20 protein-coding genes and 2 pseudogenes are annotated in these 21,460 nt (G+C 68.0%); 19 read left to right on the plus strand and 3 right to left on the minus strand.

Features of this window, described 5'->3' with window-relative positions:
* The first annotated feature begins 12 nt into the window (after positions 1-12).
* Complete coding sequence (cobA, locus tag GII31_RS09335; protein WP_260840399.1) at positions 13-1,257, plus strand: uroporphyrinogen-III C-methyltransferase; 1,245 nt, start codon at positions 13-15, stop codon at positions 1,255-1,257.
* A 243-nt stretch (positions 1,258-1,500) separates the two neighbouring features.
* Positions 1,501-2,952: pseudogene (locus GII31_RS09340) on the plus strand (DHA2 family efflux MFS transporter permease subunit); the annotation flags it as partial.
* Positions 2,953-3,304: 352 nt separating this feature from the next.
* Here the strand turns inward: GII31_RS09340 and yaaA are convergent.
* Positions 3,305-4,045, minus strand: coding sequence for a peroxide stress protein YaaA (yaaA, locus tag GII31_RS09345; protein WP_213248928.1), 741 nt, complete (start codon positions 4,043-4,045; stop codon positions 3,305-3,307).
* 112 nt (positions 4,046-4,157) lie between these two features.
* Between yaaA and GII31_RS09350 the strand changes: the two genes are divergently transcribed.
* The 3 genes from GII31_RS09350 (at position 4,158) to GII31_RS09360 (ending at position 7,156) form a co-directional block, all read left to right on the plus strand.
* A complete protein-coding gene (locus tag GII31_RS09350) occupies positions 4,158-5,888 on the plus strand; it encodes a proline--tRNA ligase (protein ID WP_213248930.1) in 1,731 nt (576 codons plus the stop codon).
* 84 nt (positions 5,889-5,972) lie between these two features.
* Complete coding sequence (locus GII31_RS09355; RefSeq protein WP_213248932.1) at positions 5,973-6,899, plus strand: SPFH domain-containing protein; 927 nt, start codon at positions 5,973-5,975, stop codon at positions 6,897-6,899.
* A complete protein-coding gene (locus GII31_RS09360) occupies positions 6,899-7,156 on the plus strand; it encodes a hypothetical protein (protein ID WP_213250928.1) in 258 nt (85 codons plus the stop codon). The genes GII31_RS09355 and GII31_RS09360 overlap by 1 nt, the downstream gene beginning before the upstream one ends.
* 92 nt (positions 7,157-7,248) lie before the next feature.
* Here the strand turns inward: GII31_RS09360 and GII31_RS09365 are convergent, their stop codons facing one another.
* Together GII31_RS09365 and GII31_RS09370 are read right to left on the minus strand one after the other, a co-directional pair.
* Complete coding sequence (locus tag GII31_RS09365) at positions 7,249-7,680, minus strand: ferritin-like domain-containing protein (protein WP_213248935.1); 432 nt, start codon at positions 7,678-7,680, stop codon at positions 7,249-7,251.
* Positions 7,677-8,225 (minus strand): hypothetical protein, encoded by a 549-nt coding sequence (locus GII31_RS09370; protein WP_246222184.1) that lies wholly within the window; start codon positions 8,223-8,225, stop codon positions 7,677-7,679. The genes GII31_RS09365 and GII31_RS09370 overlap by 4 nt, the downstream gene beginning before the upstream one ends.
* 160 nt (positions 8,226-8,385) lie before the next feature.
* Here GII31_RS09370 and rimP point away from each other — a divergent pair, with 160 nt between their 5' ends.
* The 14 genes and pseudogenes from rimP to GII31_RS09440 all read left to right on the plus strand — a co-directional run bounded on the left by rimP (position 8,386) and on the right by GII31_RS09440 (position 21,339).
* Entirely contained in the window at positions 8,386-8,964 is a 579-nt protein-coding gene (gene rimP, locus GII31_RS09375) for a ribosome maturation factor RimP (RefSeq protein ID WP_213248937.1), read from the plus strand.
* A gap of 58 nt (positions 8,965-9,022) precedes the next feature.
* Entirely contained in the window at positions 9,023-10,030 is a 1,008-nt protein-coding gene (gene nusA / locus GII31_RS09380; protein ID WP_213248939.1) for a transcription termination factor NusA, read from the plus strand.
* A 65-nt stretch (positions 10,031-10,095) separates the two neighbouring features.
* A complete protein-coding gene (locus GII31_RS09385; RefSeq protein WP_213248941.1) occupies positions 10,096-10,431 on the plus strand; it encodes a YlxR family protein in 336 nt (111 codons plus the stop codon).
* Positions 10,432-10,511: 80 nt separating this feature from the next.
* A pseudogene (gene infB / locus GII31_RS09390) lies at positions 10,512-13,398 on the plus strand (translation initiation factor IF-2).
* Between the two features lie 164 nt (positions 13,399-13,562).
* Complete coding sequence (rbfA, locus tag GII31_RS09395) at positions 13,563-14,018, plus strand: 30S ribosome-binding factor RbfA (protein ID WP_213248945.1); 456 nt, start codon at positions 13,563-13,565, stop codon at positions 14,016-14,018.
* Entirely contained in the window at positions 14,015-14,971 is a 957-nt protein-coding gene (locus GII31_RS09400) for a DHH family phosphoesterase (RefSeq protein ID WP_213248947.1), read from the plus strand. The genes rbfA and GII31_RS09400 overlap by 4 nt, the downstream gene beginning before the upstream one ends.
* A 74-nt stretch (positions 14,972-15,045) precedes the next feature.
* Positions 15,046-16,398, plus strand: a complete 1,353-nt coding sequence (locus GII31_RS09405; protein ID WP_213248949.1) for an MATE family efflux transporter — start codon at positions 15,046-15,048, stop codon at positions 16,396-16,398.
* A gap of 71 nt (positions 16,399-16,469) precedes the next feature.
* Positions 16,470-16,934 (plus strand): DUF3060 domain-containing protein, encoded by a 465-nt coding sequence (locus GII31_RS09410; protein WP_213248951.1) that lies wholly within the window; start codon positions 16,470-16,472, stop codon positions 16,932-16,934.
* 40 nt (positions 16,935-16,974) lie between these two features.
* Positions 16,975-17,943, plus strand: coding sequence for a metallophosphoesterase family protein (locus GII31_RS09415; RefSeq protein ID WP_213248953.1), 969 nt, complete (start codon positions 16,975-16,977; stop codon positions 17,941-17,943).
* Between the two features lie 103 nt (positions 17,944-18,046).
* Positions 18,047-18,967 carry a metal ABC transporter substrate-binding protein gene (locus tag GII31_RS09420; RefSeq protein WP_213248955.1) on the plus strand — a complete coding sequence of 307 codons (921 nt, stop codon included), beginning with the start codon at positions 18,047-18,049 and terminating at the stop codon, positions 18,965-18,967.
* Positions 18,968-18,971: 4 nt separating this feature from the next.
* On the plus strand, positions 18,972-19,730 hold the full coding sequence (locus GII31_RS09425) for a metal ABC transporter ATP-binding protein (RefSeq protein ID WP_213248957.1): 759 nt from the start codon (positions 18,972-18,974) through the stop codon (positions 19,728-19,730).
* 35 nt (positions 19,731-19,765) lie between these two features.
* Complete coding sequence (locus GII31_RS09430; protein ID WP_246222285.1) at positions 19,766-20,641, plus strand: metal ABC transporter permease; 876 nt, start codon at positions 19,766-19,768, stop codon at positions 20,639-20,641.
* A 3-nt stretch (positions 20,642-20,644) separates the two neighbouring features.
* The gene (locus GII31_RS09435) at positions 20,645-20,887 is read left to right on the plus strand and encodes a FitA-like ribbon-helix-helix domain-containing protein (RefSeq protein WP_213248959.1); all 243 of its coding nucleotides are present in this window, start codon (positions 20,645-20,647) and stop codon (positions 20,885-20,887) included.
* Entirely contained in the window at positions 20,884-21,339 is a 456-nt protein-coding gene (locus GII31_RS09440; RefSeq protein ID WP_213248961.1) for a type II toxin-antitoxin system VapC family toxin, read from the plus strand. The genes GII31_RS09435 and GII31_RS09440 overlap by 4 nt, the downstream gene beginning before the upstream one ends.
* The last annotated feature ends 121 nt before the right edge of the window (positions 21,340-21,460 follow it).

Here is a 21,460-nt window from a genome sequence, read left to right on the forward strand (position 1 = left end):
GGCTGTTTCCTCATGGCTGAACGCGTTACTCCGGAGTCGGTTCCCAGTCTGTATCTGGCCGGACTCGATCTGCGTGGGCGCCGGGTCGTCGTGGTCGGCGGGGGTTCGGTGGCGCAGCGGCGCCTGCCCAATCTGATCGCCGCCGGTGCCGATGTCGTGGTGGTCGCCACCGACCCCACGCCGGCCGTCGAATCGTTTCCCGGGATCACGGTCATCACCCGGCCCTACGCCGACGGTGACCTCGACGGTGCCTGGTATGTGCTGGCCTGTACCGACGACCCGCAGGTCAACGCGGCCGTGGTGGCCGAGGCCGAGCGCGGGCGGGTCTTCTGTGTGCGCGCCGACGACGCCCGGCAGGGCACCGCGGCCACACCGGCGTCGGGGCGGCACCGGGACCTGCAGTTCGGAGTGCTCGCCGGCGGTGACCACCGGCAGTCGGCGGCGATGCGCGCGGCGATCTCGCGCGCCCTGGCCGACGGTTCACTCGCCCGCAGGCGGGCACGCCACCCGCCCGGGGTGGCCCTGGTGGGCGGCGGGCCCGGCGACGCCGAGCTGATCACAGTGCGGGGGCAGCGCCTGCTCGCCCAGGCCGATGTGGTGGTGGCCGATCGGCTCGCGCCGCCGGAGTTGCTGGCCGCGCTCGGGCCGCAGGTGGAGATCATCGACGCCGCCAAGGTGCCGTACGGACGGGCGATGAAGCAGGAGGCCATCAACGACGTCCTGGTGGCCCGGGCCAAGGAGGGCAAGTTCGTCGTCCGGCTCAAGGGCGGCGACCCGTTCGTCTACGGCCGGGGCTTCGAGGAACTGCAGGCCTGTGTCGCGGCCGGGGTACCGGTCACCGTGGTTCCCGGGGTGAGCAGCCCGATCGCCGCCCCCGGCGCGGCGGGGATCCCCGTCACCCATCGTGGGGTGACGCATGAGGTGGTGATCGCCTCCGGCCACGTTCGGCCCGGCCATCCGGATTCGCTCATCGACTGGTCGGTGCTCGCCCGGCTACGGGGCACCCTGGTGCTGATGATGGCCGTGGAACGGGTGGCGGTGTTCGCCGACGCCCTGCTCGCCGGCGGAAAACCCGGCGACACCCCGGTGGCGATGATCGAGAACGGATCGCTGCCCACCCAGCGGCTGCTGCGCACCGACCTCGCCCACGCCGGTGAGGTCGCCGACGCCGAGCACCTGACGCCGCCGGCCATCGTCGTCATCGGTGCCGTCGCAGGCTTCACCGAGGCCGATTCACTGCGACTGACAGGCAACTGACGGCCGCACCGAACCATTCTTCGACTATCGCCCCATAGCGTCGTCGGCGGCGGTGACGAACAGGATCGCCCGTCGCCGTCGTTCTCCTGAGTCCCGGTCGAACGCCGGATCAACCATGGACGGGGCCCGTCATGCGCACTTGCATATATCAACGGAAATTGGCTTATCCTCCGGCCCGGCCGGTACCGTCGGTGCCCATGGCAACATTCGGTAAGCCCCACTCAGGGACGCGAGGTCTCACCGATGCACCATAAGGTTCTCGGACCCGCCATCTTCGTGTTGAGCGGGATGCAGCTGCTGATGGTGCTCGACGGCACCGTGGCGGCGCTGGCCTTGCCCAAGATCCGCGACGCCCTGTCACTGAGCGAATCCAACGCCAACTGGATCATCAGCAGCTACGTTCTCGCGTTCGGCGGGCTGATGCTGCTCGGCGGCCGGCTCGGCGACGCGTTCGGCCGCCGCCGGATGTTCATCATCGGTGTCCTGGCCTTCACCGTCACCTCCCTGATGTGCGGGCTGGCGCAGGGAGAGGCGATGCTCATCGTCGGGCGCGCGCTGCAGGGCGCCTCGGCCGCCGTGGCCGCACCCACCGCGATGGCGCTGGTCGCCACCACCTTCGCACCCGGCAAACCGCGCAGCCAGGCATTTGCCATCTATGCGGCGATGACCGGCATCGGCTCGGTCGCCGGTCTGATCCTCGGCGGCGTACTCACCCAGGTGTCGTGGCGGCTGGTGTTTCTGATCAACGTGCCCATCGGCATCGTCGTCGGTGTGGGCGCCGTCTGGGCGCTGGCCGAATCGCAGGGAGAACGCCTGTCGCTCGACATCCCGGGAGCGGTGCTCGGCACGCTGGGCTGCACGCTGCTGGTACTGGCGGTGAATGAGGGACCGTCGGGCTGGGGCCGGCCGATCGTCGTCGGGTCGTTCGTCATCGGCACGCTCGCGCTGGTCGCCTTCGTGGTGGTCGAGCGCCGGGCCCGCAACCCCATTCTGCCGTTCTCCTTGTTCGACGACCCCAACCGGGTCGCGGCGCTCATCGCGATCCTGCTGTCGAGCATGATCATGATGTGCATGGCGGTGTTCATCTCGCTGTACCTGCAGGGCATCCTCAAGTATTCGCCGCTGCAGAGCGGCATGGCGGTGGTCCCGTTCGCGTTCGGCCTCGGTGTGGCCGCCGCGATCGCCTCCAAACTCGCCCTGATGGTGCAGCCGCGCTGGCTGGTCCTGGCCGGCGGGGCGGTGATCTGCGCGGGCTGTCTGTACGCGTGGTCGATCGCCACCGGCGATCCGTCCTATTTTCCGAGCATCGCTCTGCCCGTGGTGGTGATCGGATTCGGTGTCGGGTTGGCGGTCATCCCGCTGACGTTGTCGGTCGTGGCCGGGGTGGGGCCCAACGAGATCGGTCCGCTCACGGCGATCGCCCAGGTCGCCCAGCAACTGGGCGGGGCGATCGGACTGGTCGCCGTCGGTGCGGCGGTCACCTCGCGGGCACTGTCCAAGGGCGGCACCACCGAACCGGTGGAAACCATGAACGCCCAGCAGCTCGCCGCCCAGGCCGACGGGTACGGCCTGGCCTTCGCCAGCTGCGCGCTGCTCGCCGTCCTCGCCGCGTGCGTGGTGCTGTTCATGCGTTTCACCCCGGAACAGGTTGCCGAGGGACAGGCGGCGCAACAGGCCGCGGACGCCGGTGTCGACGACGGCGGGCAGGTGCCCGCAGACCGGGTGAGCGCAGACCGGGTGAGCGCAGACCGGGTGAGCGCAGACCGGGTGAGCGCAGACCAGGTGAGCACGAATCGGATGAGCGCGGCCCGGGCCACGTCTGCGCCGGCCGCGGCACCACCTCGCCGATACCGCGCCGACGATCCGCCGACCGAGCCGTTGCCGGTGCGCCGGGACGGGCCCCGTCACCGGACATCGAACGCCTGGTCGCTGTCCGCACCCGATGCCGGGGGCCGCGACGACTACGACGAGTATCTGGGCGGTGCCGACACCGCGCGGATCTTCCAGACGACGCGGGGCCGGCACACCCGCTGAACGGGGCCGGGGATCAGTCGGTGACGACGACGATCCGGTCGGGTCCTTCGATTTCGATGCGCTGACCGGCGTCGGAGAGCACCGCGGCCAGCGTGTTGATGTCGCCGACGGTGCGCCGGGTGCGCACCAGTTCGCGGGCGATCAGCCCTTTGTGGTGTTTGTTGAAGTGGCTGACGACGCTGCGTGTGCCGTCGGGTCGTTCGGTGACCACGGTGGCGGTGACCGCGTCGTGTACCGGTCCGAGCTGGTGATACACCCCCGAACGCAGATCCACCACGAAGTCGTCGAGTGCGTCCAGACTCGATGACAGTGCCGGTTTCCACCGCGCGGCCAGGGTCTTGCGTCCGGGCAGTTTTGACCCGCCGGACAGTCGGTAGGCCGGGATCCGGTCGTTCGCGCCGACCACCCCGAACAGGGCGGACCCGATCAGCACCCGGTCGGCGGTCTTTGTTTTTCCCGCCCTGGTGAGGGAGCCGTGATCGAAGGCGTCGTAGAGCACCCCGGTGTAGCGCTCGATCGCCGGGCGGGTCGGCGAGATCCACAGCTCGGCGTTGCGGTCGATCTCCGCGAGTTGGGTCCGGCCCAGGCCCAGCGCGATCCGGCTGGCGTCGAGATCGGCGGCCAGCGCCACCAGGTCCTCGCCGATCTGCCGGCGGATCGGGGTGAGTTCGCCGAACACCAGGGAGTCCAGGTCCAGCGGTGCGTCGTTGCCGCCGTCGGACTTGGTTTCGGAAGGAGGCAGGATCACGCGCACCGACACACGATAACGGGACCGGCCGTCGGCTCCCCGGACAGGGTTCGCGTCGTCGACGGACGGGAAAAGCGGTGGCGGCGATGGCCTAAGCTGACTCTTTGTGATAACACGCATGTCGACCCTGTTTCTGCGAACGCTGCGCGACGATCCGGCCGACGCCGAGGTGCCCAGCCACAAACTGCTCGTGCGTGCGGGCTATGTCCGCCGCGCCGCGCCGGGCGTGTACAGCTGGCTGCCGCTGGGTCTGCGGGTGCTGCGGGCCGTCGAACAGGTGGTCCGCGAGGAGATGAACGCCATCGGCGCGCAGGAGATCCTGCTGCCCGCCCTGCTCCCGCGTGAACCGTACGAGACCACCAACCGGTGGACCGAGTACGGCGACAACCTGTTCCGCCTGAAGGACCGCAAGGGCTCCGATATGGTTCTGGGCCCCACCCACGAGGAACTGTTCACCCAACTGGTCAAGGGCGAGTACTCCTCGTACAAGGATCTTCCGGTGATCCTGTACCAGGTTCAGACCAAGTACCGCGACGAGGAACGTCCCCGCGCCGGCATCCTGCGCGGGCGTGAGTTCGTGATGAAGGACTCGTACTCGTTCGACCTCGATGACAACGGTCTCGAGACGGCCTACGGGCTGCACCGTGAGGCGTACCGGAGAATCTTCGACCGGCTCGGTGTCAAGTACGTCATCGTGGCGGCGACCTCGGGAGCGATGGGTGGCAGCGCCTCGGAGGAGTTCCTGGCCGAGAGTGCGGTGGGCGAGGACACCTTCGTGCGGTGCGTCGAATCCGGCTACGCCGCCAACGTGGAGGCGGTGGTGACACCGGCACCCGAACCGATCCCGTTCGACGACGCACCGGCCGCGCAGGTGTACGACACCGAGAACACCCCGACCATTGCCACCCTCGTGGACTGGGCCAACGACGCCCTCGACCGCGAGGTCACCGCCGCCGACACGCTCAAGAACGTGCTGGTGAAGATTCACCTGCCCGGCGGCGAACCCGAAATCGTGGGTATCGGTGTGCCCGGCGACCGTGAAGTGGACATGAAGCGCCTGGAGGCGTCGGTGGAACCGGCGTCGGTGGACCTGCTCACCGAGGAGGATTTCGCCGCCAATCCATTCCTGGTGAAGGGATACGTTGGGCCGAATGCGTTGCTGGACAACGGTCTGCGATATCTGGTCGATCCGCGGGTGGTGGTCGGCACCCGCTGGATCACCGGCGCCGACCAGCCGAACAGGCATGTGGTGGATCTGGTGGTCGGCCGTGACTTCACACCCACCGGCACCATCGAGGCCGCGGAGGTCCGCGATGGTGACCTGTCGCCGGACGGTCGCGGAGTGCTGACCGCGGCGAAGGGCATCGAGATCGGGCACATCTTCCAACTCGGCCGCAAGTACACCGACGCGTTCGAGGTGGATGTGCTCGGGGAGAACGGCAAACCGGTGCGGCTCACCATGGGTTCGTACGGTGTCGGGGTGTCGCGACTGGTCGCGGTGATAGCCGAGCAATGTCACGACGACAAGGGCCTGCGCTGGCCGCGTGAGGTCACCCCGTTCGACGTGCATGTGGTGATCGCCAACAAGGATGCCGCGGCGATCGACGGTGCCGAGGCGCTGGCCGCCGAACTCGACACGCAGTCCTTGTCGGTGGTGCTCGATGACCGTAAGGCTTCGCCCGGGGTGAAGTTCAAGGACGCCGAATTGCTCGGTGTGCCGACCACGGTGGTGGTCGGCCGTGGCTTCGCCAACGGAGTGGTCGAGGTCCGCGACCGGTTCACCGGCGAGGCCCGCGAGATGCCTGTCGACGGTGCCGCGGCGGCGATTGCGGCGATCGTCCGCGGATAGGCGCGCTTTTGGCACGGAGTGGACGGCGAGGCATCTAAAGTGATATCACTTTTAAAACTGATATCACTTTAGGGGGTTGTGCTGATGACCACCGAATTCGTACCGGTCGGGCATGAAGGTGCGCAGGTCGAAGTGTCCGAACGGCCGAGCTGGTATGCCGGAACCGGGGCCGCACTCGGTGTGATCGCCGCAGCGGTGATCGCCATCGGACTCGGAGCCGTCTGCATCGTGTTGGCTGTGACCGCGGCGCTGCCCGTGCTGGTGGTGCCCGCGACGATCCTGCTGGTGGCCGCGCTGGTCGGACTCTCGATGATCGTCGTGCTCGCACCCGGGCATACCTTCGTGGTGCAGTTGTTCGGCCGCTATGTGGGCACCGTACGGCAGTCGGGTCTCGGACTGGTTCCACCGTTGACCACCCGACGCAGGGTCTCGGCGCGCGTGCGAAACTTCGAGACCGCCGAACTCAAGGTCAACGACGCCGTGGGCAACCCCGTCCACGTCGCCGCGATCATCGTCTGGCAGGTTGCCGACACCGCCAAGGCCACCTTCGGTGTCGAGGACTACGAGGAGTTCATCGGCACGCAGGCCGAATCGGCGCTCCGGCAGGTCACCACCGCCCATCCCTACGACGACGACGCCGGTCACGGCACCACGTCGCTGCGCGGATCCACCGACGAGGTGGCGGCCGAACTCGCCGAACAGGTTGCCGATCGGGCCTCGCCGGCCGGGCTGGAGATCATCGAGACCCGCATCTCCTCGCTCGCCTATGCCCCTGAGATAGCCCAGGCCATGCTGCAGCGTCAACAGGCATCGGCGCTGCTCGCCGCACGCGAGAAGATCGTCGACGGCGCAGTCGGACTCGTGCAGAGCGCCCTGGCCAGACTCGAGTCCGAGGATGTGGTGGTCCTCGATGACGAGCGTCGCGCCGCGATGGTGTCCAATCTGCTGGTCGTCCTATGCGGGGACAGCCGCGCGACACCGATCGTGAACACCGGCAGCCTGTACGCCTGATGTCGTCGGGCAGTGCTGATTCCGGGCGGCCGGACGAACCCCCGGACAAGGGGGAACACCGGGCCGTTCGCAAATCTGTTCCGCTCCGGATCGACCCCGCGGTCTACGAGGCACTTGCTCGATGGGCGGCCGATGACCTGCGTAGTGTCAACGCTCAGATCGAGGTCCTGCTACGACGCGCACTCGACGCCGCCGGGCGGACTCCCCGCCAGGCGGCGCCGATCCGTCGCCGCGGCCGTCCGCGTCGTGAGATGTGAGGACAGGCGCGCTGTCGAGGTGACGAAGCCGACAGCCGTGCGCGGCGCGATGATCGCGACGACGGTCCATCTGGTGTCGGGTGCGCCGAACGCTACTCCGAGCCCGGAAACGCGACGGTATACGGCGACTGTTTGAGTGCGGCCCGCCATTGGGCGGCCCGCGTGGCCGAGGCGGTGAGTCCGTCCAGACCGATCCGCCGGGCGGCGGTGGAGTCGGCCTGCTCCAGCAGTGCCCGGTAGGCGAGGGCGCAGTCGGTTTCGGCGGCCAGCGCCACCGTCGCCGCCGAGGTCGGGTCGGTGACCTCGACCGGCAGCGTGTAGCCGGGCTCCTGGTCGGGCGGGGTGGCATCGGCCGACCGCATGGCATCGGCGGCGGTGTCCCGTGCGGCGCGGTGCTCGGCGCCGAACTCATCGACCGTCCTGCGGCGGGTGGAGGTGGTGAACGCGGTGATCACGCCGTAGGTGAACAGGGCCGCGTGCTCGGCGGCCACGACCGTCCTCAATGCATCGGTGGTGGTGCTCATTCGGCCAGTGCCACCTCGACGATCGATACCAGTGAGGCACTCACGGCGCCGGCGAGCCCGGCCACGTAGCCGTTCTCGCCGAGCGCGACCTTGCCCGCCGTCCGGCCCGACGCGGTGAGTCGGGTACGCAACTCCTCGACAGAGGCCGCACCGCCCGTCGCCGGTTCGGTCACGATCCGGGTCGCGGTGTCCTGGTGCAGACGGGTGATCTCCTCGGTCAGCGCCCTCGCATGCTCGGTCCGCTGATCGGCGACGATCTTCAGCGCCGCGGCGTAGTCGGTGTCGGAGACGCTCAGCGTGCGCGCCGCGCCGGCGTCGGCATGGGCGGCGTCGGCCAGCGGCACCAGTGCCTCGGCCGTCAGCTGCTCGGCGGACGGGCCGTTGTCGCAGGCGGCCAGTGAACCGGCGGTGACGGCGACAGCCGTGACGGTCAGGCCGCCACGGATCGCCGAACGCCGGGACAGGACCGGGCGGGACGACGGAACCGGGCGGCCCGGCTGCGGTGTGTCGGACATCGGTGTGTCGGACATCAGGAGGGTGGGCACCCGACACATGATGCCAGCAACCGGTGAAATGGGTTTTGTGGTGCGCGATTGCTATCATTGCGGTTCCCCCGGCTACCATGCCTCGGCAGCCGGATGACCGCGTGTCCCGCGTGAGTCCACGCGCCGTCGCCGACAACTGAAGACGAGGAGTTCGACCGCCGTGCAGATCACCCCTCCCTCACAGACGCTGGCAGCGCACATCACCACACTCGTCGAACCGGTCGCCGCCGCTCACGGCTACGACCTGGAGGGCGTCAGCGTCCGGTGGCCCGAGCCCGGTGACCGGTCCGACGTTCGCCGCGAGGTCACGATCACCGTCGACCGCGACGGCGCCAACGACCTCGACGAGATCGCCGCCCTGAGTCGCGAGATCTCCACCGTCCTCGACGCCGACCCCGACGTGCCCGGTGAACCCTACGAGCTGGAGGTGGGCTCACCCGGCGTCGACCGGCCGCTGACCACCGCCCGGCATTGGCGCCGCGCGTGCGGGCGCAAGGTGGCCGTGGACCTGGCCGATCAGGACGCGCCGCGGGTGACCGGCAGGGCCGGAGCTCTCGACGACGACACCGTGACCCTGGTCATCAATGAGCGCGGCCGCATCCACAGCCGCACGATCGAACTCGCCTCGATCGCGAAAGCCGTTGTCCAGGTCGATTTTTCCCTGCCCTCGGTGAGGGAGCTCGAACTCTGCGGGTTCGACGAGGAGCAGATTGCCGAACGCCGCCAGGGGCGTGGGTGAACCGATGCGCGAGAAGACGACGACCGTAACCAGCCAGACAAGTGAATAGGAGCAGCCCATGCATATCGACATCAGCGCCCTGCGCATGATCGAGGCCGACAAAGGCATCCCGATCGATACCGTGATCACCACGATCGAGACCGCGCTGCTGACCGCGTACAAGCACACCGCCCACCCGGCCCCGCACGCGCGCATCGACATCGACCGCAAATCCGGTGAGGTGCGGGTCATGGCGCACGAATTCGGGCCGAACGGCGAGATATCCGAGGAATGGGACGACACCCCCGACGACTTCGGGCGTATCGCGGCGACCACGGCCCGCCAGGTCATCCTGCAACGACTGCGTGATGCCGAGAGCGAGAAGACTTTCGGCGAGTTCGCCACCCACGAGGGTGAGATCGTCGGTGGTGTGGTGCAGGCCGATGCCCGCGCCAACGCCCGCGAGATGATCGTCGTGGCGATCGGCAGTGACGCCAACCCCGTCGAAGGCGTGATCCCCAAGGCCGAGCAGGTTCCCGGTGAGCGGCTCAAGCACGGCGACCGCGTCAAGTGCTACGTGGTCGGGGTCACCCGCGGTACGCGTGGCACTCAGATCACGCTGTCGCGCACCCACCCCAACCTGGTGCGCAAGCTGTTCGCCCTTGAGGTGCCCGAGATCGAGGACGGCTCGGTCGAGATCGTCGCGGTCGCGCGTGAGGCCGGCCATAGGTCGAAGATCGCCGTACACACCAAGGTCGGCGGCCTCAACGCGAAGGGGGCGTGCATCGGGCCGATGGGGCAGCGGGTGCGCAACGTGATGAGCGAATTGGGCGGTGAGAAGATAGACATCATCGACTTCGACGAGGATCCGGCCGTGTTCGTCGGGAATGCGCTGTCCCCGGCAAAGGTTGTATCGGTGACGGTCATCGATCTGGAGCTCAAGGCCGCCCGGGTTATCGTGCCCGACTATCAGTTGTCGCTGGCGATCGGCAAGGAAGGGCAGAACGCGCGGCTCGCCGCCCGGCTGACCGGGTGGCGGATCGACATCCGGTCCGACGCCGATCCCGTCGGCGAGGCGCCGGCGTGACGGGCCGCACACGGCCGATCGTGGGCCGATTCTCCCGATCGGCCCACGGCGCGCTAGACTGATCGATGGTTCCACGAACGCTATCCGAGGCACCGGTACGTACCTGCGTCGGATGTCGGCAGCGCGATGCCGCGACAGCCCTGGTTCGGTTGGTGGCCGGTACCGATTCCGGTGCGGTTGCCGGCAGAACGACGGTGGTCGTCGACATGGCGCGAACCATGCCCGGGCGGGGCGCCTGGTTGCACGCGCGAGAGGATTGCATCTCCCGCGCGCTGCGCCGCAAGGCCTTCGGACCGGCACTACGGGCCCACGGCATAGCCGTGACCCACAGTGATCTCCGCGAGTTGGTCGGGGAGATCAACGATCAAAGACAGGCAGCAGAAGACATGAGCACACCGTGAAGTACCCACGATGAGCACGTATCGGACGTAACCACGAGGCTGTAGCGGGCAAGCCGCTCGGCCTCCAAGTGAGGAGAGCAGTGGCAGGCAAGGCCCGCGTGCACGAATTGGCCAAAGAACTCGGCGTGACGAGCAAACAGGTGCTCGAACGTCTGAAGGAGCAGGGCGAGTTCGTCAAATCCGCGTCGTCGACAGTGGAGGCCCCGGTGGCCCGCCGACTTCGCGAGTCATTCCCCCAGGCCGGTGGCAAGGACACAAGTTCGTCCGCCAAGCCCCGGCCCACCGGTGCGCCCAAACCAGGCGCACCCCGTCCGTCGGCGGCGCCGGCGGCGGCAGCCCCCACATCCGCGAAGCCGGCACCGGCCGGTCCGCGACCCGGCGCACCCAGGCCCGCCGCGCCCGCTCCTGCGGCCGCGGCTGGTGCTCCGGCACCCGCCGACGCCGGGCAGCCGGCACCGCAGCAGGGATCCGGCCCCAAGCCGGGCCGGCCGCGTCCGGCCGCACCAAAGCCCGCCGCGGCCTCCGCGCCGGGCGCCCCAGGCACCCGCGCCGTCGGCACCGCGTGACGGTGGCGCACCGCGACCTGGTTCCGGCCCGCGTCCCGGACCGAAGCCCGGTCCGCGTGCTCCGCGCGTGGGCAACAACCCCTATTCGTCGGCTCCGGCGCCCGCGCCGCGGCCCGCCGGTCCCCGCCCGGGTCCCGGCCAGGGCGGTCCCCGCCCCGGTGGTGGTCGTCCGGGTGCCCAGGCACGTCCCGGTCAGGGCGGTCCCCGGCCCGCCCCGGGTCAGGGCGGTCCCCGCCCCAACCCGGGCAACATGCCTCCGCGCCCGAATCCCGGTGCCATGCCCAGCCGTGCCGCCCGCCCCGATGCCGGTCGTCCCGGCCGCGGTGGTCCCGGTGCCGGCCGTGGTGGCGCCGGTGGCGGTGGTGGCTATCGAGGTGGCGGTACCGGCACCGGCGCACCCGGTGGTGCTCCCGCCGGCGGTGGTTTCCGTGGTCGCCCCGGTGGTGGTGGTGGCGGCGGTGGTGGTGGCCGTGGTCGCGGCGGTGCCGCGGGTGCCTTCGGGCGTCCGGGCGGTGCCCCCCGCCGGGGCCGCAAGTCCAAGCGTCAGAAGCGGCAAGAATACGACTCGATGCAGGCACCCGCGGTCGGCGGTGTGCGGCTGCCCCGCGGCAACGGCGAGACCATCCGGCTCGCCCGCGGCGCCTCGCTGTCGGACTTCGCCGACAAGATCGGCGCCAACCCGGCATCGCTGGTCCAGGCGTTGTTCAATCTCGGCGAGATGGTCACGGCCACCGAGTCGGTGAACGATGAGACGCTCGAGCTGCTCGGCGGTGAGATGAACTACACCGTCCAGGTCGTCAGCCCTGAGGACGAGGACCGTGAGCTGCTCGAGAGCTTCGACCTCACCTACGGCGAGGACGAGGGCGGCGAGGAAGATCTCGAACAGCGTCCGCCGGTGGTGACCGTGATGGGTCACGTCGACCACGGTAAGACCCGACTGCTCGACACGATCCGTAAGGCCAACGTCCGCGAGGGCGAGGCCGGCGGCATCACCCAGCACATCGGTGCCTACCAGGTCAACACCCACCTCAACGGCGAAGACCGCCTCATCACCTTCATCGACACCCCCGGTCACGAGGCGTTCACCGCCATGCGTGCCCGTGGTGCCAAGGCCACCGACATCGCGATCGTCGTGGTGGCCGCCGATGACGGCGTGATGCCGCAGACGGTGGAGGCCATCAACCACGCGCAGGCGGCCGACGTGCCGATCGTCGTGGCGGTCAACAAGATCGACAAGGAGGGTGCGCAGCCGGAGAAGATCCGCGGCCAGCTCACCGAGTACGGTCTGGTGCCCGAGGAGTACGGCGGAGACACCATGTTCGTCGACATCTCGGCCAAGCAGGGCACCAACATCGAGGCACTGCTCGAAGCGGTGCTGCTGACCGCCGATGCCTCGCTCGATCTGCGTGCCAACCCCGACATGGACGCACAGGGTGTGGCCATCGAGGCGCACCTGGACCGCGGCCGTGGCCCGGTGGCCACTGTCCTGGTTCAGCGAGGAACGCTGAAGGTGGGCGATTCGATCGTCGCCGGCGATGCCTACGGACGCGTCCGGCGCATGGTCGACGAGCACGGCGACGACGTCGCCGAGGCCACCCCGTCGCGTCCGGTGCAGGTCGTCGGCTTCACGTCGGTGCCCGGCGCGGGCGACAACCTCCTGGTCGTCGAAGAGGATCGGATCGCCCGGCAGATCGCCGACCGGCGCAACGCGCGCAAGCGCAACGCGCTGGCCGCACGCAGCCGCAAGCGCATCAGCCTGGAAGATCTGGATTCGGCTCTCAAGGAGACCAGCCAGCTCAACCTCATCCTCAAGGGCGACAACTCGGGTACCGTCGAGGCGCTCGAAGAGGCGCTGCTCGGGATCGAGATGGACGACGAGGTCTCGTTGCGGATCATCGACCGTGGCGTGGGCGGTGTCACCGAGACCAACGTCAACCTGGCGGCGGCCTCGGATGCCATCATCATCGGCTTCAACGTCCGTGCCGAGGGCAAGGCGACCGAACTGGCGAACCGCGAGGGCGTCGACATCCGGTACTACTCGGTGATCTACCAGGCCATCGACGAGATCGAGAGCGCGCTCAAGGGCATGCTCAAGCCGATCTACGAAGAGGCGGAACTCGGCCGCGCCGAGATTCGCGCCATCTTCAAGTCGTCCAAGGTCGGCAACATCGCCGGCTGTCTGGTCCAGTCGGGCATCATGCGCCGCAACGCCAAGGCGCGTCTGCTGCGCGACAACGTGGTGGTCGCCGAGAACCTGACGATCTCCTCGCTCAAGCGGGAGAAGGACGATGCGACCGAGGTGCGCGAAGGGTACGAGTGTGGTCTCACGCTCACCTACAGCGACATCAAGGTCGACGACGTCATCGAAACGTACGAGCTGCGCGAGAAGCCACGAGACTGATCTCCGCTCCGCGACGCACCGCCGATCCTGCAGGGATCGCTGTGCGTCGCGGTCGTACCCCCCGGCTACCTCCCCCTTCGGACAGTGTTTGTGCCACGGCTGTTGGCGTTGCGCGGACCAACCCAAGGGGGAGTAGTACTTTGAATTGAGAAAGGACGTGAGCAATGGCTGACCCCGCACGGGCCCAACGTCTGGCCAAACGGATCTCCTCGATCGTCGCGTCGGCGATAGCGCACGACATCAAGGATCCGCGGCTGGCGCACGTCACCATCACCGACGCGCGCGTCACCAACGACCTACACGAGGCGACCCTGTTCTACACGGTGATGGGTGAGTCGATCGATTCGCCGCCGGACTACGCCGAGGCCGCCGCCGGGCTGGCCAAGGCCACCGGCATCCTGCGCTCCAAGGTGGGCGCCGGGACGGGGGTCCGGTTCACCCCCACACTGGCCTTCGTGCGCGACTCGGTGCCCGACGCCGCCCGTCACATGGAAGAACTCGTCGCCCGTGCCCGGGCCAACGATCTGGCCGTCGCGCAGCAGGCGGCAGGGGCACAGCCGGCGGGCGAGGCCGATCCGTACCGGCGCGATGACGACGACGAGGACGGTCCGGACACGTGAACCGGTGCACACCGCAACATGTTGCCCAGGTGTTGGGGGATGCGCCGGCCGTGACGATTCTGTGCCACGTCCGGCCCGATCCCGACACCATCGGCAGCGGACTGGCGCTGGGGCTGGGGCTGTCCCGGCGCGGCGCCGAGGTGGAGGTGTCCTTCCCCGGAAAGGAGACGTTGCCGCAAACGTTGACAGCGCTGCCCGGGGCGGGTCTGGTGGTTCCGGCCGACGAGGTGATCGGTCATCCGGTGGTGGTCTCGGTCGATGCCGCCACCCTGGGCAGACTCGGTGACCTCGGTGCCGTTTTCGAACGTGCCGAGCGCAGTGTCGTCGTCGACCATCACGTGTCCAACGGTGGTTTCGGCGCGCTCAACCTGATCGATCCGTCGGCGGACTGCACCGCCACATTGGTGCTGCAGATCCTTGATGCGCTCGGTATCGAGATCGACGCCGACATCGCGACGTGTGTGTACGCGGGCCTGATCACCGATACCGGATCGTTCAAGTGGGCGCGTCCGGAGTCACTGCGGGTCGGTGCCAGGCTCCTGGATGCGGGGGTAGACGGTTCGGTATGGAGCCGTGCCCTGCTCGACACGCATCCGGTGTCCTGGTTGTCGCTGGTGTCCAAGGTTCTCGACGGCGCCCGGTTCGACGCGCGGGCGTGCGCCGGCCGCGGAGTGATCTATGCGGTTGTCGCCCATGACATGCTGGGCCCGGTGGGTTGGGCGGACGTGGAGAGCATCATCGATGTGTTGCGCGTCGCCGAGGAGGCCGAGGTGGCCGCGGTGTTCAAGGAGACCGCCCCGGGGAAGTGGGCGGTGTCGTTGCGGGCCAAGGACAAGGTCGACCTCGTTCCGCTGGCGGGTGCGCACGGCGGCGGTGGGCATCGGCGTGCCGCCGGCTACAGCGACAGTGGGCCTGCCGCCGACGTGGTGAAGCGATTCCTGGAGTCCCTCTGACCGGACTACCCGGGGGTTCCGATACCCCGGGCCCGAACAGCCGGGATTCGGGCAGACCGGATTCCGGCACCGGGGTGCGCCGGATCGCGGTGCTGGCGGTCTCCGCACTGCTCGTATTGGTGGCGCCACCGCTGTATCTGTTGCTCGACCTGGCCGTCGTCGGGCAGCTCGGCGGCCGTGAACTCGCCGCGCTCGGCGTCGGAACCCTGGTGCTGGCCACCATCAGCACCCAGCTCACCTTCCTTTCGTACGGCACCACGGCACGGTCGGCGCGGCGCTTCGGTGCCGGTGACCGGGCCGGGGCGGTCCGCGAGGGGGTGCAGGCGACGTGGGTTGCCTTCGGTGTCGGGGTGGTGCTGGTGGCCCTGGCGTATCCGCTGGCGCCGGCCGTGATGGGGGCGCTCGTCGGATCCGGCGAGGAGGGCTCGGCCGAGGTCGTGGACGAGGCCACCACGTGGCTGCGGGTGGCCGTGTTCGGAGTGCCGCTGATCCTGGCCTCGATGGCGGGCAACGGCTGGATGCGGGGCGTGCAGGACACCCGCCGCCCGGTGGTGTTCGTGCTGTGCGGATTGTCGATCGGGGCGATCGGGGTGGTCGGTCTGGTGCACGGCGTCGGCCGGTTCCCGGATCTGGGTCTGATCGGCAGTGCCGTGGCCAACGTGGTGGGTCAATCCATCACCGGGACGCTGTTCGTGATCCGGTTGGTGCGCGAGGTGCGGGACCCGCGGATGTCCGCCGGGGTCTCGTGGTGGGTTTCGTTGCGCCCGGATGCGGCGATCATCAGGTCGCAGTTGCTGATGGCCCGTGACCTGATCCTGCGCAGCCTGTCGTTCCAGGTGTGTTTCGTGTCCGCGACGGCGGTCGCGGCCCGGTTCGGGATCGCCTCGGTCGCGGCGCATCAGGTGACCGTTCAGGTGTGGGATTTCGTGTCGCTGCTGCTGGATTCGGTGGCGATCGCCGCGCAGTCGCTGGTCGGTGCGGCGCTCGGGGCGGGCGCGGTCGGGGTGGCGGTCACCGTCGCCCGGCGCACTGTAGTGGTGGCGCTCGCGATCGCGGCGCTGGTGGGCGCGGTGTTCGTGCTGGGCGCGGGTGTCATCCCGGGCCTGTTCAGCTCCGACGACCAGGTGCGCGAGGCGATGACCGTACCGTGGTGGTTCCTGGTGGGGATGCTGCCGATCGCCGCGGTCGTATTCGCCCTCGACGGTGTGTTGCTCGGTGCCGGTGACGCGGCCTTCTTGCGGACCGCGACGTTGTTCTCGGCGCTGTGCGGGTTCTTGCCGCTGATCTGGTTGTCGTTGCTGCTGGACTGGGGCCTGGCGGGTATCTGGTCGGGGTTGGTGGCGTTGATGGTGCTGCGCCTGGTCGCGGTGACGTGGCGGTTCGTCGGTGGCCGTTGGCAACGGGTAGGCGTCGGGGCGGTGATCTGATCGAGACGTGGGTTACTCGTGGGATACTGCGCGTGGCGTGATGATGCGGCGCGCCGGAGCGGAGGACGACGGTGAGACCGGCGAAGGTATGGGTGGTCGCGGGCGTGAGCCTGCTCGCGGTGGCACTCGCCGGCTGTGACGAGCTGGACAAGGTGATCGGCGCCGAGACCGTCACGGTCACCGAGACGCCCGGCCCGGAGAACGCGCCGGCAGCCGACGACGATCAGCAGGACTCGTCGGACGACGATTCCGGCGGTGGCTCGCCCGACTATTTCCAGGGCCCGACGATCAGTCAGGACCACAGCGTCGTGGTGCGTACGTGCGGCCGCAAGGCGATCCTGATCAGCGGGGACGCCAACGCCATCACCCTGCTCGGCATGTGTACCTCGGTGCTGGTCAGCGGCGACGGCAACAAGGTGATCCTGGGCGGCGTGGAACGGCTGTCGGTGTCCGGGGACGGCAACACCATCACCTACTGGCCCAGCACCGCCACACTCACCGACAGCGGCAACGGCAACACCTACTTCAAACGCTGACCCGCGGGCCGGGATGCCGACTCTGGCACTATGGATCTTCGTGGCTACTCTGTGGGCGATCAGTGATCTGCATGTCGGGCATCGTGGAAACGAGGAGATCGTCGACAAGATCCGGTCCCAGGAATCGGGGGACTGGCTGATCGTGGCCGGTGATGTGGCCGAACGCACCGACGACATCATCGACACCCTGCGCCGGCTGAAGCTGAAGTTCCACACCGTCATCTGGGTTCCGGGCAATCATGAGCTGTACACCACCAGCCGGGACCCCCGGCAGGTGTTCGGGGTGGCCCGCTACGACTACCTCGTGCAGGCGTGCCGGGACATCGGGGTGATCACCCCCGAGGACATCTACCCGCTGTTCGATCCGGGCAACGGGAAACCCCCGGTCCGGGTGGTGCCGATGTTCCTGCTCTACGACTACACCTTCCGGCCCGAGGGCACCACGACGGCGCTGTCGGCGCTGGCGCTGGCGCGGGAACGCAATGTGGTGGCCACCGACGAGTTCCTGCTCTCACCCGAACCGTTCCCAACGCGCGATGCCTGGTGCCGGGCCCGGATCGAGGCCACCCGCCTGCGGCTCGAAGCGCTCGACCCGAACGAGAAGACGGTTCTGATCAACCATTGGCCGCTGCGCCGGGAACCGACCGACGTGCTGACGTATCCGGAGTTCGCGTTGTGGTGCGGCAGCGAGCTGACCGCGGACTGGCACACCCGGTTCAATGCGGTGTGCTGTGTCTACGGGCACCTGCACATCCCGCGCACCACCTGGTACGACGGTGTGAAGTTCGACGAGGTGTCGGTCGGCTATCCGCGGGAGTGGAAGAAGCGCGGGCTGCCCGAGCCGCTGCTGCGCAAGATCGTCCCCGATGAGGGGGTCGGGCCCGATGATCTATCGGAGTTCGGTGAACGTTTCGAGGTGACATCGGAAATGCGTGCCAAGCGCGAGGATATGCTGCGTCGTCGTGCCGAGCGGATAGAGGCGCGTAGGCGTATGGCCGAGGGTTCCTGACTGCTCCGCAGGGTGCGGATCAGCCCTGGTCGCCACTACGCGGAATGGGATTCAGGTCACCCTAACTTTGAAAGTTCGGGCACCCGAAACTAGGGTATCGGGTATGTGGACAAGGTACCGGTTCGAGTGGGGTTCGGCGGTTGTCGCGGCCGTCGTCGCGGTGGGTGTGTTGACCGGATGCTCAACGGATAAGTCCTCGGACGACGACAAGCCGACGGTGGTGACCACCTTCACAGTCCTGGCAGACATCGCATCCGTGGTCGCCGGTGACCGCCTGCGGGTGGAGTCCATCACCAAACCGGGTGCTGAGATCCACGGCTATGAACCCACCCCCGGGGATATCCGGCGTTCGGCCAAGGCTGACCTCATCGTCGACAACGGGCTCAACCTGGAATCCTGGTTCGGGCAGTTCGTCCAATCCCTCGATGTCAAACATGTCGTCATCAGTGACGGCGTCACCCCGATCGACATCGCCTCCGATGCGTACGCGGGCAAACCCAATCCGCATGCGTGGATGAGTCCGCTCAACGTGGAGATCTACGTCGACAATCTGGTGCGGGCGTTCACCGAACTCGATCCCGATGGCAAGTCCGCGTTCGAAGGCAATGCCGTGGCGTACAAAGAGCAGTTGCGGGCGGTGCACGACGAACTGGTGAAGGCACTGCGTGGGATTCCGGAGAAGCAGCGCGCGCTGGTGACCTGTGAAGGTGCATTCTCTTATTTGACACGCGATGCGGGTCTTTCCGAACGTTACATCTGGCCGGTGAACGCCGAGCAGCAGGCGACGCCGAAGCAGGTGTCGGCGACCATCGACTACGTTCGCGCGAACCAGGTGCCGGCGGTGTTCTGCGAATCCACCGTATCGAACAAGCCGATGAAGCAGGTGGCGTCGGCAACCGGTGCCCGGTTCGGTGGCACCTTGTACGTTGACTCACTGTCCGAAGCGAACGGGCCGGTTCCGACGTATCTGGATCTGATCCGCCACGACACGCGGACCATCGTGTCTGGGCTGACGGGCCGGTGAACCGATGACCGCAATTGATTCGGAGGCGATCGTCGTCGATGACGTGACCGTCCGTTACGGCGACATCGTCGCACTCGACGGAGCGTCGCTGACCCTGCGGGCGGGCACGGTGTGCGGGCTGGTCGGGATGAACGGCTCCGGCAAATCGACGCTGTTCAAGACGATCATGGGGCTGGTACGCCCCGACGCGGGCACCGTCACCGTCCACGGGCGGGCACCCCGCGATGCGCGCCGGTCGGCATCGATCGGGTACGTCCCCCAGTCTGAGGACATCGACTGGCAGTTCCCGGTGTCGGTGGAGGACGTGGTGATGACCGGCCGCTACGGGCAGCTCGGGTTCACCCGCCGGAGCCGCAGGGAGGACCGCGCCGCCGTCGACGACGCACTGGCGCGGGTGGAGCTGACCGAGTACCGGCAGCGGCAGATCGGCCGGCTGTCGGGTGGGCAACGCAAACGGGCGTTCGTGGCGCGCGGCATCGCGCAGGGGGCGTCGATCCTGCTGCTCGACGAACCGTTCGCCGGCGTCGACAAACGCACCGAGGCCACCATCACCGCGCAGCTGCGGGCACTGGCCGCCGACGGGGTGACGGTACTGGTGTCGACGCACGACCTGCATGCCTTGCCCGCCCTCGCCGACGAGGCGATCCTGCTGATGCGCAAGGTCCTCGTGCACGACACCCCCGAGACGGTGCTCAAACCGGAGAACCTGGTGCGCGCCTTCGGTGTCGACCCACTCGACCTGGCGCCCGGAGGTGCTGCGTGATCGACTATCTGATCGACCCGTTCACCTATTCGTTCATGTCGCGTGCGTTGCTGGCGACCCTCATCGCGTCGGCGGTGTGCGCGCTGCTCTCGTGCTGGCTGGTGCTGATCGGCTGGTCGCTGATGGGCGATGCGGTCTCCCACTCGGTGCTGCCCGGGGTGGTGCTGGCCTATATCATCGGCGCCCCGTTCGCCCTGGGAGCGGTGGTGTTCGGCTTCCTGTCGGTGGCGTTGATCGGCGCTGTTCGCGACCGTGGCCGCATCAAGGAGGACGCCGCGATCGGCATCGTGTTCACCACCCTGTTCGCGATCGGTCTGGTGCTGATCTCGGTCACACCCAGCCAAACCGACCTCAACCACATCGTGTTCGGCAACGTGCTCGGGGTGTCGCGCTCGGATGTGGTGCAGATCGCGGTGCTCGCCGCGATCGTGGCGGTGGTGCTGCTGCTCAAGCGGCGCGATCTGGTGCTGTTCGCGTTCGACCCGATCCACGCCCACGCCATCGGCCTCAACCCGCGCGTACTCGGCGCGCTCCTGCTGGGCCTGCTCGCCCTGACCACCGTGACCGCGCTCCAGGTGGTCGGGATAGTGCTGGTGGTGGCGATGCTCATCATCCCTGGCGCGACCGCGCACCTGCTCACCGACAAATTCAGCCGGATGCTCGTCATCGCCCCGATCGCGTCGATGCTGTGTGGCCTGATCGGCCTGTACATCTCCTACTACCAGGACGTCTCGCCCGGCGGCATGGTCGTGGTCGTCCAGGGAACCCTGTTCGCCCTCGTCTACCTGTTCGGCCCGAGCCAGGGGATCATTGTCGAGTGGCTGCGGCGGAGAGGGACGCGTGCGGCGCATCGTAGCGGAGGGATCGCTGCCACTCCTGCTAGCATTGAATTCAGTGCTAGCAGGAGGTGAATTGTGGCGACCTTGACAATCAGGGATCTTGATGACGACCTGAAATCCCGGCTGCGTATACGTGCAGCCGAGCACGGTCGATCGATGGAGGCTGAGGTTCGTGAGATATTGCGAGCCACGCTGGACGAACCTCGTGGCCAGCGCGGACTTGCCACGAGGATCCGTCGCCGCCTCGCCGGGGAGGGTTTTGACGTGGAACTGCCTCCCCGCACCGATATGCCACGCGTGGTGGAGTTCGACGAGTGATCGTCCTCGATACCAATGTGGTGTCGGAGGTGATCCGTGCCGAATCGAATCCCCAGGTGATCGGGTGGATCGACGGCATGCTTGATGACGAGTTGTTCATCACTGCCGTCACCGAGGCTGAACTCTTGTACGGGGTGGCGCGTCTGCCGGGCGGCAGGCGGAAGTCCGCACTCGCCGGAGCGATTGAGGACATTGTCGAAGGTGATTTCCGCGACAGGATATTGCCGTTCGACCATGGCGCTGCGAGCCACTACGGGCGCATCGCGGCCGGTCTCGAGCGGGTCGGCAGGCCGATCGCTGCGGCGGACGCGCAGATTGCCTCAATCTGTTCGTTCTGGGGTGCGACTTTGGCGACTCGCAACGTATCGGACTTCGTCGCTACGGGCATCGAGCTTGTGAATCCTTGGGGTCACGTGATCGGTGGAGAGAGATCCGATGCCCGTACCCGCTGACTGGACCCCGCATCGTCGTGAGGACGGTGAACTTCTCGGCTGGATCATCGCCGACGACGCGACGAGGGAGATGTGGTCGGCATACGGCGTACTGGGCCGACGGCGCCTCCCACTAGACTTT

Source organism: Gordonia pseudamarae (assembly GCF_025273675.1).
Taxonomy (GTDB): domain Bacteria; phylum Actinomycetota; class Actinomycetes; order Mycobacteriales; family Mycobacteriaceae; genus Gordonia; species Gordonia pseudamarae.

Coding starts and splice junctions, on each gene's coding strand:
- GII31_RS09350 (WP_213248930.1), top strand. CDS start 4,158: ATGTCGACCCTGTTTCTGCGAACGCTGCGCGACGATCCGGCCGACGCC.
- GII31_RS09430 (WP_246222285.1), top strand. CDS start 19,766: ATGTCGCGTGCGTTGCTGGCGACCCTCATCGCGTCGGCGGTGTGCGCG.
- GII31_RS09420 (WP_213248955.1), top strand. CDS start 18,047: ATGTGGACAAGGTACCGGTTCGAGTGGGGTTCGGCGGTTGTCGCGGCC.
- cobA (WP_260840399.1), top strand. CDS start 13: ATGGCTGAACGCGTTACTCCGGAGTCGGTTCCCAGTCTGTATCTGGCC.
- GII31_RS09365 (WP_213248935.1), bottom strand. CDS start 7,680: ATGAGCACCACCACCGATGCATTGAGGACGGTCGTGGCCGCCGAGCAC.
- GII31_RS09425 (WP_213248957.1), top strand. CDS start 18,972: ATGACCGCAATTGATTCGGAGGCGATCGTCGTCGATGACGTGACCGTC.
- GII31_RS09385 (WP_213248941.1), top strand. CDS start 10,096: ATGGTTCCACGAACGCTATCCGAGGCACCGGTACGTACCTGCGTCGGA.
- GII31_RS09360 (WP_213250928.1), top strand. CDS start 6,899: ATGTCGTCGGGCAGTGCTGATTCCGGGCGGCCGGACGAACCCCCGGAC.
- nusA (WP_213248939.1), top strand. CDS start 9,023: ATGCATATCGACATCAGCGCCCTGCGCATGATCGAGGCCGACAAAGGC.
- rbfA (WP_213248945.1), top strand. CDS start 13,563: ATGGCTGACCCCGCACGGGCCCAACGTCTGGCCAAACGGATCTCCTCG.
- GII31_RS09355 (WP_213248932.1), top strand. CDS start 5,973: ATGACCACCGAATTCGTACCGGTCGGGCATGAAGGTGCGCAGGTCGAA.